The organism is Arthrobacter sp. efr-133-TYG-120, from assembly GCF_030209785.1.
Taxonomy (GTDB): domain Bacteria; phylum Actinomycetota; class Actinomycetes; order Actinomycetales; family Micrococcaceae; genus Arthrobacter.
Map to the genome: position 1 here is coordinate 53,035 of NZ_JARVRI010000020.1, position 13,468 is coordinate 66,502.

Annotated in this window: 10 protein-coding genes and 1 pseudogene; 6 read left to right on the forward strand and 5 right to left on the reverse strand. The window is 62.8% G+C overall.

Features of this window, described 5'->3' with window-relative positions:
- Positions 1 to 9: 9 nt before the first annotated feature.
- The 5 genes and pseudogenes from QRN51_RS13025 (at position 10) to QRN51_RS23290 (ending at position 3,424) form a co-directional block, all read left to right on the forward strand.
- A complete protein-coding gene (locus QRN51_RS13025; protein ID WP_284990277.1) occupies positions 10 to 1,176 on the forward strand; it encodes an ArdC-like ssDNA-binding domain-containing protein in 1,167 nt (388 codons plus the stop codon).
- A 55-nt stretch (positions 1,177 to 1,231) separates the two neighbouring features.
- Positions 1,232 to 1,738, forward strand: coding sequence for a single-stranded DNA-binding protein (locus QRN51_RS13030; RefSeq protein ID WP_284990278.1), 507 nt, complete (start codon positions 1,232 to 1,234; stop codon positions 1,736 to 1,738).
- Positions 1,739 to 2,098: 360 nt separating this feature from the next.
- Positions 2,099 to 2,659 (forward strand): hypothetical protein, encoded by a 561-nt coding sequence (locus tag QRN51_RS23280; RefSeq protein WP_350224976.1) that lies wholly within the window; start codon positions 2,099 to 2,101, stop codon positions 2,657 to 2,659.
- 36 nt (positions 2,660 to 2,695) lie between these two features.
- Positions 2,696 to 3,091: pseudogene (locus tag QRN51_RS23285) on the forward strand (HNH endonuclease family protein); the annotation flags it as partial.
- Positions 3,092 to 3,424: a DUF3761 domain-containing protein gene (locus QRN51_RS23290; protein WP_350224978.1), complete on the forward strand. Its 333-nt coding sequence runs from the start codon at positions 3,092 to 3,094 to the stop codon at positions 3,422 to 3,424.
- 388 nt (positions 3,425 to 3,812) lie between these two features.
- On the opposite strand, the gene QRN51_RS13045 is transcribed toward QRN51_RS23290, so the two are convergent.
- Positions 3,813 to 4,385, reverse strand: coding sequence for a hypothetical protein (locus tag QRN51_RS13045; protein ID WP_284990279.1), 573 nt, complete (start codon positions 4,383 to 4,385; stop codon positions 3,813 to 3,815).
- Positions 4,386 to 4,405: 20 nt separating this feature from the next.
- Positions 4,406 to 7,957, reverse strand: coding sequence for a MobF family relaxase (mobF, locus tag QRN51_RS13050; protein ID WP_284990281.1), 3,552 nt, complete (start codon positions 7,955 to 7,957; stop codon positions 4,406 to 4,408).
- A 119-nt stretch (positions 7,958 to 8,076) separates the two neighbouring features.
- Here mobF and QRN51_RS13055 point away from each other — a divergent pair, with 119 nt between their 5' ends.
- Positions 8,077 to 8,403, forward strand: coding sequence for a hypothetical protein (locus tag QRN51_RS13055; RefSeq protein ID WP_284990282.1), 327 nt, complete (start codon positions 8,077 to 8,079; stop codon positions 8,401 to 8,403).
- 1,133 nt (positions 8,404 to 9,536) lie between these two features.
- Here QRN51_RS13055 and QRN51_RS13060 read toward each other — a convergent pair.
- The 3 genes from QRN51_RS13060 to QRN51_RS13070 all read right to left on the reverse strand — a co-directional run bounded on the left by QRN51_RS13060 (position 9,537) and on the right by QRN51_RS13070 (position 13,459).
- A complete protein-coding gene (locus tag QRN51_RS13060; RefSeq protein ID WP_284990284.1) occupies positions 9,537 to 10,007 on the reverse strand; it encodes a hypothetical protein in 471 nt (156 codons plus the stop codon).
- A 112-nt stretch (positions 10,008 to 10,119) separates the two neighbouring features.
- Positions 10,120 to 11,967 carry a helix-turn-helix domain-containing protein gene (locus tag QRN51_RS13065; RefSeq protein WP_284990285.1) on the reverse strand — a complete coding sequence of 616 codons (1,848 nt, stop codon included), beginning with the start codon at positions 11,965 to 11,967 and terminating at the stop codon, positions 10,120 to 10,122.
- Between the two features lie 541 nt (positions 11,968 to 12,508).
- Positions 12,509 to 13,459, reverse strand: coding sequence for a LysR family transcriptional regulator (locus QRN51_RS13070; RefSeq protein ID WP_284990287.1), 951 nt, complete (start codon positions 13,457 to 13,459; stop codon positions 12,509 to 12,511).
- Positions 13,460 to 13,468 lie beyond the last annotated feature (9 nt).

Here is a 13,468-nt window from a genome sequence, read left to right on the forward strand (position 1 = left end):
GTGGCCGTCGTGGCTTCCAGAGGTGAGAGCGCTCCGCGTTCAAAGTGGCCAGACACCGATGCGCCCGAACCCGCTACGTCGCGCCTGACACCGGAAGAACGCATCGCGGCACTCACGGACGGTCTACACACAATCCTGGAAAAGGCCGTCGAATCGCCGTCGCACTGGCAGGTGCTGTTGGACGCTTCGGCCACTCTCTGGCGATACTCCGGCGGCAACGTTGCCCTGCTCATGATGCAGATGGCCCAGCGCGGCACCGAAGAGCCCACGCTCGTGGCCGGGTTCAGGGAATGGGAACGCCACGGGCGTTCAGTTCTGAAAGGCGAACACGCACTGTGGGTGATCGCCCCGCGCACGGCACGCATGCAGGAGTTCACGCTACCCGACGGGACCCGACAGCGGATCCGCGTAGGTGAGAAGCCTCCCACGGGCGCCGCCGATGAGGGGAAAAAGACCGTCATCACAGGCTGGCGCGGACAAGCCGTCTTTGATGTCTCGCAGACTCAAGGGACTCCGCTGCTGGTGCCGCGGGACGTGGCTCGGCCCGGCGTCGTCGCCTCGGAGCTCTTTGACTCGCTGGCGGAGGTCGCACACAAGCATGGCTTCGAGGTCCACGTCGATGACGCCCAGTACGGGCTGACCAGCGGTTACACGGACTTCGCCAAGCACCGGGTCCAGGTGGGTGCGTGGCTGAGTCCAGAGGAACGCACCGCGGTGCTCGCGCACGAGCTCGGACACGTCCTCCTGCATGGCCCGGACGACGCCGTCGGACGCCTTTACGGCAGCAGAGCGGACCATCGCGGGCTGGCCGAAGTCGAAGCGGAATCGGTCGCCTACACAATTCTGCGGGCGCACGGGATTGACCGCGGATCCAAGTCGGCGTCGTACTTGGCCGGATGGGCAGACGCTGTCATCGAAACGGAAAGTGGTGTTCTGACGGCGGGTGCGGACCACCGCAAACTTCCTGCCTCCCGCGTTGACATTGCGAAGTCCGTCCTCGGGCGCGTGACGGCAGCAACGAAGGGAATCCTCGAAGTCACTCATCCACCTGGCTTCGGGGGCAAGGTTCCCTCCGCCGAAGCCGATCCTCGGCTCGCCGAACCGGTGTCCTACGTCGGCGTTGGGCTGCCCGGGCCGCGTTTGGAAGGGCCTGTGATCGCGGGTCCTGGAGTTTGACTCCACCTATTTGTCCGGCGGGAGAGACCCGCCGGCAGCGGAAAGGACAAGACCAATGAGCACCAAAATCCCCATCAGCATCGCCGGCAACCTCGTAGCTAACCCCGAACTCACTTACGGCGAGTCGGGAGTAGCCCACGCCAAACTGCGCGTCGCAGTAAACCAGCGAATCCAGGGACCGGACGGGACCTGGCAGGACGGTGAACCTGTCTTCCACAACGTCTCCGCATTCCGCGCACTTGCCGAAAACGCGGCGAACTCCCTCAAGAAGGGCGACCCCGTCACGTTAGCAGGCGAACTCGAATTCCGGTCCTACGAGAAGGACGGCGAGAAGCGAGAAGCCCGCCGCATCGTCGCCGACACCATCGGGCCGGACCTCCGCTTCGGTACCGCCGCCTACCAGAGGTCGGCTCACACGGCAGTTGCTGGGCCGGATGCAGGAGTTCAAACCAGCGCGGAGGCCTCTGCTGCAGCGGAGGCGCCCGCGTACAACATTGCGACTAAGAGCCCGGTTGTGGTGCCCCCTTTCGGGGCAGCGCAGGGGAGTGAGATGAGTTACTAGCACGGGCAACTCGTCTGGATTGGTGATGGGACCGGGCGCGGGAACACCTTTGTTGCTTGTTTTGAGAGCCGAGGAAATGTGTCCGGTCTCAGCATTGTTGAGTTCCGACGTGGGAATTGGCAGGTTGAATGGGACGAAGAACGCGCGTGGCCTTCTCGACGAAGGTGCCAGTTTCATAAGATCCGCGGGCCAGACTGAGGCCACTGGCCGCTAGTGCATGACCACCGATACCCAACGCGGAACGTAATAATTCCAAGCGAATTACAAACTTGTAATTCAAATACTAGAATCCGCGTTAGCGCGCAGCGCCGACTGACGGCGCCGAGGTGCGCCGCTTGATATTTGAATGGGGATCTTGTCTTGACGAATCACACACCACCGGGAAAGCGCCGTTTCCGGCTGCCCGTGTCCACGATTGTCGTGGGCATCCTCCTGCTCCTTTTCCTTGTTCCTGCCGCCTTCGGGTCCGGGATCGGCGGGGTCCTGATCATGGCCGGAATTTTCTCTTTCCTGACAGGTCTCTATGTCGTCGCGACCGGCAGGCGTTCCTGGGCGATGGGCCGCAAAGCCGGGGCTATCGTCCTGACCGGTGCGCTCGTGCTCCTCATTACCGGCGGCGCCCTTACACCGGCGAAGCCCAACGACGGCCTTCAGGCGTCTCCGACCAGCGCTGACAGCCAGAAACTCGCGGGAACGGCAGCTTCTCCGAGTTCCAGCCCGACCCCTAACCCGACGGTAACCGAGACAGGAACACCGCTCGATCCAGACAGCGTGACCGAGCTGTCCAAGTCAGCCAACTACACGGCGCCGAAGTCCCAACCGGGCTATGCCACCAAAGCTGTAGATCTGCTGGCTACCCTGCCGGTGAAGGGCCGGGCACCGATGACCGGGTATGACAGGGACCAGTTTGGCCAGGCCTAGGCCGACGTCGACCACAACGGCTGCGACACCCGCAACGACATCCTCAATCGCGACCTGACACAGACCACCTACACCAACAGTGTCCATTGTAAGGTCCAAAGCGGCACCTTGGCCGACCCGTACACGGCGAAAACCATCGGCTTCGTCCGCGGCGCCACGACCAGCAGCGCTGTGCAGATCGACCACGTGGTCGCCCTTGGCGATGCCTGGCAGACCGGCGCCCAGCAATTGAGCCCGGAACAGCGCACCGCCTTCGCCAACGACCCGCTGAACCTCCAGTCCGTTGACGGGCCCACCAACATGCAAAAGGGCGACGGCGACGCCGCCACCTGGCTGCCGCCGAACAAGAGCTTCCGCTGCGATTACGTCGCACGGCAGATCTCCGTCAAGGCCACCTACAACCTGTGGGTCACCCAAGCCGAACACGACGCCATGGCACGCGTCCTGGGTGACTGCCCGAACGAGACAGCCCCCACCAACCAGAAGCCACTGGCAACACCCGAACCCACCCCTGCCGCCCCGGCACAGGACGCCGCACCTGCACCAGAATCACCGGTGCAGGCTCCCGTACCTGCACCGGTGCCCGCAGCGCCGGCCCCGGTAGTTCCTGCGGCACCAGTGCCCGCAGCGCCGGCGGCTCCTGCCCCTGCTCCGGTTCCTGGAGGGGGTGCGACCGCACTGTGCAATGACGGCACTCTGTCCTTCTCCGCGAACCACAGCGGAACGTGCTCCCACCACGGAGGCGTGGCCATCTGGTACAAATAGCCGTCCGGGTCCGCGGTGGCAAGAATGCCCGACGACGCCTGCACAACACACGGGCTGCGTCGGGCATGGCTCGCGGGCCCCCATGCCGTGATGAAAGGCGGGCTCGGGTCGGAAATGACCCGAATCGGTCAGGACCAATGGGTTTCGATCAGCGGGAGCCGACCGATCCGGCGGAGCCTGTCCTGTTCACTGCGGTCCAGAGGTAAGGGAATCCCTGCGGATCAGGCTCGGATCGGTCTTGGCCGGGCGACTACGGTGCCACCTCTGCGGCTAGGAAGCCGCCGCAATGAGCATCCCGACCTGCCGGGCGGTGCGGATCTCGACCGCGCAACGAGCCAAGGCGGCGGGAAGCACTTCCGATCAATCAGCTGGACCCAAGAGCATTTGCCTACTTGAAGCTCATCGACTTGCCGCGGGGACTGACACTCGCTCTTGACAGAATTTCGCTACCTGGCGCCCAAGCAAGAAAACTCGAAGCCTGTACAAAGTATGTGGCCGGCCATGGCGCACCGGGCCGAACCTGGGACGGATCCGGTGAGATCAGCAGGACGGACCCGACCCAGATAGGTTCCTCCAGAGCTTCCAGCCATGCGCGCTGAACGTGTCCGAAGCGGTTCCAAATAATGGTGATCCAAGCTCCCGTGGGTTCGAGGGCATCGATGCTGAGGACTGTGATTTCCGCCGTCGTCCGGTGAGCCCGCTTCGCCTCCTCGAAGTGGCTCCACCTTACCTTGGCATCTGCCAGCCAATCGCGACGGCGGTGCATCCGAATCAACCAGACGACGCTCACGATGAGGGTGGAGGGCAGCACGGCAGCCCAGCTAAACACTTGGACCGCATCTGGAGGCCAACTTACCGTCAGGTTCTGCAAAACGAACACCGCGCATAGGCCGAGCACCGCGCTGGCGAGAATCAGTGCGGGCGTCGCAACTTTCGGCTTGATGACTGGGTTTGAGACCATGGGATGCCTTCTTGCCCAGTTTAGAGCTGCCAACCGACATTGATAAGGTCCGCCGCGCGGGAAACGGAGTCCGCTGCCCAGAGGCCCGCCTGCTGATGCCCGACGCGTTGTGGCGCGGTCCGGCTGATGAGGTGTTGGATGGTTTGGTACTGCGACGTCCGTTCCCATTCATACTCGCCGGGAAGAGGCCCAAAGGGGAGCGATGAGTCTTCGATGCCCCACCTGTCTCGGTACACGGCGACCCTGCCAATCACGGAAGGCATGTCGTCCTGTGGTGACAGATTCTGCAGGAGATTTCGCTTCCACTCGGTGTCGTGTATCAAGGCCGCCGCCGTGACCTTGATAGCCCGACGCCGGATCCGTTCCGATACCTGGTTGATCATGTCGGCGAGGTCGGGCCGATCTGTATGAACAGGCTGTGGAATGAAGGGCGGGTCACTCGCGGGCAATGTGGACACAAAGCTGAGGAGCCGGGAATGGATTATCGAAGTCAGATCCCTGGCTGACCCGCTCGTTTCCAAAGCCCTGGCAACGATCCGCTGGGCGCTCGGGCGACTGATCCCCGAGGATCGGCGCCACGCTGCCACGGTTGCACCCCAGGACGGGGCACGCTGCAACTCGTCGAACCTCGAAGGGGCGCGCATCTTGAGAAACTCTTCCAGGTCCTCGGCGGCAGCAATTTGCGCGAGGTAGTCGTATTCGGCGCTGAGTCTCTCCAAGCTGTCGGCCCCCATCCGCTCGGCCTCTCGCACTTCGTGGGCGGTCCGTTCGGCACCTTCGGCTGCAAGGACTTCACCCAGGATCTCCTGCCACGAGCTTTGGAAGGTTGGATCCAGTGGTTCGAGATCGGCGGGGTCGTTTTCGCTGATGTACGCGTAGTTGCCTCCGCGGCCACGAGTCATGCTCACGTAAAGCAGCTCACGTGTCAGCCCGACTTGCGTCACGACGGTATGGCCGGAGTCGACCGTGATCCCCTGGGAGCGGTGGGCCGTCGTCGCGTATCCCAACTCAACGGAACCCTCAACGTAATCGCGCCGCAGCGAAACAGTCGCGCCGGTATCCCGTCGAACCGCCACAAGGTTGCCATCGCGTCTCCCGACGCTTACGACGTCGAGCAGCGTGCCATTGCGGATAAAGTCACCGTTGCTGTCCGCCACAGTGCGGTCGTTGCGGCGCGCAATGACCGTGTCACCGCGACCAGCGCGCAGCCCATCGCTTAGAAGAGTCGTGCGTTCGGCGTCCACAAGCCCTTGGATGACGCGGTCCGCTTGGGCACGTTCGTTGAGCATGCTGACGGTGTCGTTGTCCGCGGCAATCAGGATGGACGACTTACCGGCCCGGATGTCCGATTGCCAGTCCAGGTATGCCTGATCGACCATGTCGAGGTAAGTGCCGTGCCGAATGCGATGGTGGCGGTCGTAGTCGCTAATGGCCGCGAAGTCTCCGCCCCGCAGTTTCAGCGAGGCCTCCCGCTCCCAGGCGTTTTCGAAGCGCCAGATCGTACTCAGCCGCACCGCCTTGCCCTGGCGATCCAGCCAGCCGAGAACACCGCCGGCGTCGATGGCATCCAGCTGGGCCGGGTCACCCACCAACAGGACCTTGGCTCCGGCGTCCCGGGCCTGTCGCACGAGCGCGGCGAGTTGAACGGTGGAGACCATGGAGGCTTCATCAACGACGACCAACTGGTTCGGATGGAACCGCCACCTGTTCTGCTCGGCGGCCAAACGAGTCACTTCCTGTGCCAACGCGGTCCTCGGTGCCACGGCGCTGCTCAGGCGCTTCTCGGCGTCATAGAAGCGCTCCGCTCGATTGATGGCCCCTTGCCCGACCGACTCGTAGAGCCATTTCGCGACATTCTCGGCAACCATGGACAACTCGCGCCCCAGGACTTCGGCGCTCGCCGCCGCAGGCGCCAGCCCGATCACGCTTCCGGCCCCGAACTGTTCCTCCCACGCAGCCTTGATCGCGCCGAGCGTAGTGGTCTTGCCGGTCCCGGCAGGCCCGACGACGGCGTCAAGGCGGTTTCCGTTCAGCAGCACCTCGGCGGCGGCGGCCCGCTGGTCAGAGTGCAGACCGCCGTTGCCGTGATGGCGGTAACTGGCCAGAGCCCCCATGGCGACAGACGCGCTGACGGCCGGTCCGCCGTCGTCGTTCTTTGCCATCACGACGGACTCCTCGCAGGCGAGCGTGCCCGCGTCGGTGTAAAGACGCGACCCGTGGAAGTCGAAGACGCTCCGTTCGCCGAGGCGGAGATCCGGCCGCGCCCCCGCGGCGACGCTGTACCGGTATTCGTTCAGCGGGACCGAGTGGGCTTCAGCCGCGGTGGCAACGGCGTCGATCAGGGCGTGGCGGTCACCCGGCGTCTGGCAGCGGATCGCGGCGCAGACGCGTTCGGCCTCGGCAAGCAGGTTCCAGCGATTCCACGTCGCGCGCTTGGCTGCCACCATGTCCCGGGTCAGGGACGCGACAGCCTCCACCCAGTCGGCGGCGAAGTCGGACGACCGGAAAGGATACGTTCGTGACCTTCGGATGGTGGATTCCAGGACGAGGCGGGGGTCGAAACCCTTGGACGAGGCCCTTTCGCGCCAATGACCCGAGAGCTGATGCAGGGGCGCGGTGGTTTCCGGCTTTGTAGTTCGGGTGGAGAGGGTTGCTTGTTGTCGGAGCTTTACGGTCTGCGTAGGGGTTGGTCTGGTCCCGCGGTTTTTGGTCCATTCGGCGACCAGGCGGTCGGTTTCCTGGTCGATGAGGCGGGAGCGGTTGGAGAATTCGCGGATCAAGACGTCGTCGATGCCCGTGAGCTGAGCGCTCGGATTGCGGGTGTTCGCTAGGGGATTGCGGATACCTGTGTCGGTGCCGAGGTCCCGTTTGAGGGCGTCGAAGAGGAGTCCGTTGTAGTGCTCGCTGGCGGCGACGGCGGCCTTGTAGAGCGTCCGCGAATCGAGAGTGACCCAGGCGCCGTCTGTGGTCCGTTGGATCCGGTTGGCGATGACGACGTGCGTGTGCAGTTGCGGGTCTCCCGAGCGTGATTCCCAGTGGTCGAATGCTGCGGCGATGGCGCCGCGGGTACCGACGTGCGCGACGCCGTTCCGCCCCGCTCGGGTGTGGATGACGAGATCTTCCAGCCAGTCCAGGGTGGCGTTGATGGCGTCGTGGTGGGTTTCAAGCATCTGGTCCTGGAGGCTCCGCGGGCTCAGCGCCCATAGGACGGATACAGACTTGGGGACGCTGAACGTCAGATCGAAGCCGGCGACAGCGTGGCGCGTGCCGGCTTGTCCCTGGCTGTTTTGGACGAGTGTGGGTTGGCCGTGCGGGCGGCCCAGGGGAGCGCCCGTGTCCGGGTGGGTGGCACTGTCGAAGATTGCTTTTGCGTCGGATTCGCTGACTGGATCCCCAGCTGCGCGGTTGATGCCGCTCAGGCCGGAGCCGAGCCAACGGCCTTGCGGCGTCCCGGCCTTCATGTAGTACGCGGTGGGGTCTGCGGGAGTAATCGTCAGGTCGTCCATCATCGTGGTCTTGAAGAGGTACTTCAGGCCTGACTGTGCGGAGAGCCGGGCGATGGACATGGTCATCGTTGTTTGGCTTCTGTCTTTCGGGCGGCATTGATCCAACCGTGACTGCGGAACTCCGGAACGGTGTTGTCGAGTTCGGCGCCGGTGGCCTGGGCGAGAGCTCGTAGCCTGCTGGCGAGATGGACCAAGTCGTGGGCGTCGGCTTGCTGGATGGTCTTAAGGCGGCCGATCTCAGTTTGGAGGCTTTTGATGGTTGCGCGTTGCTCAGCATTCTCGGCTTCGAGGTGGTCGACGACGGTGGACTGGGAGCGGAGATGGGCATGAAGGAGATTCTGGGTCTGTTTGCTGGCGGCGAGATCGGCGGTGAGTCTGGCTCCCAGGTTTCCAAGATGAGCTTCAGGTTCGATGACCCTGTCCTGGGCCGCAGCGAAGGGCAGCGCTGGACTCGCTCCGGCAGTCCGGTTCCGCCGTCGACGGTCCCGCTTTCTGTTGGCACACCGGGCTGAGCAGAACCGCTGCGACGTGCGCGACGGCTCGAATGTCTTCTTACATTCCTCGCAATTCTTCCCACTCACGATCGTTCATCAAGGTGGACCCGATCGACAACATGACTTCGCCGTGAGCCAGTGCTCACGGCGACGGCCTTTGGTGCCAGAGGTGTGAGCAGTTGATTAGTGATGGGCAGGATAGGGAGCGACGAGACCTCATGCCACTGCTCTCTTCTTTGGAGCGTGCGGACGGTTCTAGTCTCCTCGGGGGAGGCGGAGCGCCGATTAGTGCAACAGCTTGTTGCACTAATGCTGATGGTATGAGGGCGGGCACAGCTGTTGCAGGGTGAGCTTCCATCCGGCAAGGGAGTCTCAACCTGTCCAGATGGCGTCTGGACAGGTTGAGGTTCTTCCTGTTTCGGGGCTCGCCGGAGTCCGCGTGCGACGTAGGCCGCGACCTGCGTTTGGTGCCGATGAACTTCGTCTTGCTGTTGTCCTGGCTGTCTGACTCAAATTACTCCCGTAGCCTTGGCTGTCGAACCAGATTGCTGATGATCCGGTACAGGCAGCACCAGATCAGAACTGCTGGTACTGCCGTGATTGATGTGGAGGCGGTTTTGCCGAGGGCTTGCAAGCTACGGGAGCCGCCAGAGCACAGGTCTGTTCGCGGACCCGCCCGTGTAGCAACACTCCACAGAAGTTTGGATGACTGCGAGACATTAACCGATCCCCGGGGCGAGGAGTTACATAGCCGCTCTGAACCGAACGTCGATGAACTCGAAGAATGTCAGGTTGGGTTTCTTGAGTCACATCGTCTGTTGTCCGGAAAGCAGGAAACCAAGGCTACTCTGACATTGCTTGAGCGGGCTACTGACGTCAGGTTGGGGTGTAGCTCAGGCTGACTGCGTTCGCCGCCTTGGCCTTGCCAGAGTTGATCATGATTTACGGAATGTGGGTTTCCTCCGGTACGGACTCCCATCGGGTCGTTCTGCAGGGTTGCAGCTACTAAGACAAGTTGATGGATTAGCTCATCAAGATATTCCACGCTGCCCAACGATAGCTGGCGCCCAGACGGAAGCGATGCCTTGAAGTGAAATGGGGCGCTGCTGGCGACCCGACATATGCGCTGTTACCGGTGCGCTGGGCCGCGTTCAGAGCCTCTTCTGGTCCAGAGCTCCCTCCAAGCCATATGCTCCAAGTTCCGCGAGCTTGTCGATAACATCCAGGCAGCGGCCGCGGATCGACTTGTTCCCTTGTTTGTACAGGCGGAGCACGATGGCCACAAGATTTCTGCTGACTAACGGTCCGGGCGGTCGTATATCTCCCAACTCCGGCCCGGCGGACTCCAAGTACCTTTCACAGAGGTCGATGGCTGACGGCGGCAACAAGGCCGTGCTGCGATCGAGCGAGGCAAAGAGGTTGTCTGTATGTTCCGGGAACGCCGCGCATGCGATGAACTCCTGGAGCAACAATGCTGCCGTTTGCTGGTCAAGCTCATGGGCATGACGCAATGCCCGGGCAGCTGCTTTCCGAACTTCAGGGTCGATGTCGATTAGCAACTGAACCAGGACTACGGGTGCGGCCTCTGGGGAGCGGGATAAAGTCCTTAAGGTGGAAGCCATGATCGAACCGCGCGCCCTTGCCCTCCCCACCGGCTGACGGGCCGGATCGTGGCAGTGACCGGACCACCAAGGTCCTGATGTTGTTCGGACGAGGACCGCTGGTACGCGGGAATCAGACGTCGATAATGCGCTGCCGCTGCCTCACTTCGATGACGTTGTCGACTTCGAGGGCCATCGAGATGCGCGTGAGGTCGGAAACGCGAGAAAGGTTGAGTGCGAGCAGATCCTCAATCCGCCGGCGGGCTTCGACGACGATGTCTTTTTGGACATGTAGCTGCTCCGCAGTCTTACTCGCATTGAGATCGTTGTGGATGAGAGCTGACAAGGTCGGCAGGAGCGACGGATCTCGGGCCAAGTGGTCGGCACGTAACGGGCCAAGAACGTCGTCCGTGTAGTGGCTCAGGGCGGAAACATCCGGGAGCTGAAGCAGAAGCCCAGTCAGTCCTAGATCGCCCAATACCAGGGTCCCGGGGGAACTCTTGCGCAGGGCCGCCAGCTCAACGGCTCCGCGGGCCGTTGCAAAGGCCGCCGGATAGTCAGCGATGCTTGTGACCGGTCCCGTGATGGCACCGTGCGCGCGATCTGTGTTTTGGACGCCTTCTGAAGGAATCCGTCTGAGCTCGTCGCCGATGCCTCGCACTTCGTCGATCGGCGTCGGTGGCCCCAGCGGCCAGAGAGCAACAACGTACCCCTCGTGAGATCCCAGCAGCGGCTTAGGTGACACTTGCAGCGCCATCCGTGTGAACGTGGCGGCAAGCCAGTAAGGAAGGGCGCCCTCGTTGCCGGTTTCAAATCGGACTGCGACGACTGCATGGGGAAGCGACAGATCGTGGCCGAGGCGTGCGGCTTGGGCCAAGAGCGCTGTGCCGTGTCCTCTGCCTGACAGGAGCCCGGAGAGAATCTCGCCTGTGTCCCGCCACTCTGCCTGGGTCGCTGTCCGGGTTCGGAGGAGTTCCAGTGCCAGGGGCGCCGCGGCTCGTTCCATCGCCTGGCGATCCAGCGGTCGGAGCTCGGAGAGCTTACCGCTTGTCCAGATCCACGCGACGACCTTCTCCTTGATCATCACCGGAACCCGGACAACGGTCAGCATCCCTGTCGTATCCGGAACACGCACATCGGCCAGGAAGCCGGCATTGCCTGCGGACATGACATCAGGAAGCGGGAGCCCGGCCGCGTTCGCGAGGAGAGTCGTTGGGAGTGAAATGCCATCACGCTCAGTGTTGTAGAGGATGGTCCCGTTGGTCTCGGACACGGCGACGGGGCGCTCGAGAATCTCTGCCAGGGCACCGCCAAGGGCCCTGACTCCGCCCCCTTCCAGCGTGAGTGCCGTCAACCGCTCGTGGATCGCGTCGGCGTTCCTTTGCAGTTCATACTGCTCCTCGAGCGACTCATTCAACTCTTTGAGGACCGTGATCCTCGTCGCCTGTTCGGAGCGGAGACGACTGGTGGTGATGGCGACGGCCGCCTGGTCTGCCAACATCAAGAGACGCGATTCTTCTTCCCTGGTGAAGTGGTGCGTCAATCGGGTGTAGCAGTTGAGGGTCCCGAGCGTTTCATCGGAGGAGTTCAACGGCACGGAGATCATCGAGCTATAACCTTGGTCTCTTGCCGCAGCCCTCCATGCGAGCATCGTCGGATTACTCCCGAAGTCTTCGATCTGCACGGGAACACCCAGAGCGAAGGCCTGGCCCGACGGCGACGGGGTGTGAACGCCATGAAGTCGGACCGGGTGCCTTTCGTTGATATCTCGAATGTACTCGGCCGAGAGACCGTACGAGCCTTCGATCACCAGGACTTGCGACGCAGCATCCGGGATAGTGATCGCGCAAAAGTCGTAGGACAACAATTCGCAGGCGGTCTTGGCGATCAGGTCCAACAGCTCGCTCAGCGAAACGCCACGGTTGACCGCCGCACCGATATGGGCCAGCGCCTTCAGCCATCCCTGAAGATGCTGGGCCATACGATCAGGCCCCATTTTCACACTTACAGTTTTTCACGGTTTCCCTGGACCAGCGAGGGACTTCTCCGCTTTGGGCGACGGTCAGCTGGGTGCCTAGCCGAGTCCGCGGGGAGAAGCTGACGCAGCCGTCTTCCATTGGTCGAGGCGCCCCGCACTCAGAACATGCGGTCTCTGGAAACGAGGAAAGATTCGCTTCAACATCGTGCCCTCCGACCGACTGTCAGCTTGGCCGAGGGCGTGGAAGACCGCCATGTAGATCCAGATCTACTATCAGGTGAGACCGCTTCAAGCTGGAGCGCGGTCGCGACGTGTATCAGGGCGCCCACTCTTGTCAGTTCGCAACCGAGCACTCCCTCGAGGGTCCGTCGCCTCGGACAACGGTTTTCGGGCAACCGGTCGCGGCTCTGGCTCCCGCTATGGAAGGGTCAGTGCGTCCGTTCAGGGGCGCCGGAGTGGTCCTTGCGGATCAACCGCTGCGCATGAAATAGGCCAATCAGCCCGTCGCCGGCGGCAATGCCGGCTTTCCAGCCCTAAATGGCTCTCAAGAGAGGGCGCTGCTGCTTGCAACTGGCGCCTCGGCGTCGTCCCGTGAGACTACGTTCGGGACGGCGCGGACAGAATCACGGATTAGACCAAAGAGAGCTGCGGCAGCTTTACTGGGGGGTCGGTCAGATGGCCTGGCAAGGGACATGGGCCAGATGAGGTCTGTGTCAGTGACCTTAATGACCGTGACTTCTGCGTCGCGTCGGATGGCGAATCGGGGGATGAAAGCCACACCGAGACCGTGGCTGACGAAGTCGCTCACGGTGGCGATGTCGGGCAGTTCCATCGTCACCGGGCGGGCTAGCCCTGCGTCGGCGAAGGCGCGATCGACGATGGTGCGGTTTCCGTAGCCGATCGGTGAGTCGATGAAGTTGACCTCGGTGAGGTCGCGGAGTGCGACCTTCCCGAGTGATGCGAGCGGGTGATTGTTGGGGACGACGAGGTCGATCGGGGCGCGAGCAATGTCGAGGAGATCGACGGCGAAGCGTGACGTGGAGGGCATCGATACGAGGGCGAGGTCGAGACGCCGTTCGCTGATGGCTTCGACCAGTCCCTGAGACCCGGAGGGAGCAGCGGAGACGTGGATGCTCACATGTGGATGCTGTGCGTGGAACGTTCCGAGGAGTCCTGCGAGATCGACCAATCCGACGGAAGTCATCGTTCCGATGCGGACGGTGCCGCGCAGTCCGCCCTGGACCGCGCCGACTGCGTCACGTGCGTCCGCTGCGGCCTGCAGGGTGATCCTGGCCTCGGTTAGCAGGGCGGCCCCAGCGTCAGTCAAGGAGACATGTTTCGTGCTGCGGTCAAGAAGCATGGCACCGAGTTCGCGCTCGAGGGCCTTGATCGCTGCCGATATGGCCGACTGAACTACGTGGACCCGGGCGGCGCCCCGGGTGAAGCTTTGCTCTTCGACCACCGCCACGAAGTACTCAAGTTGACGCAGTTCCATCCTCTAATT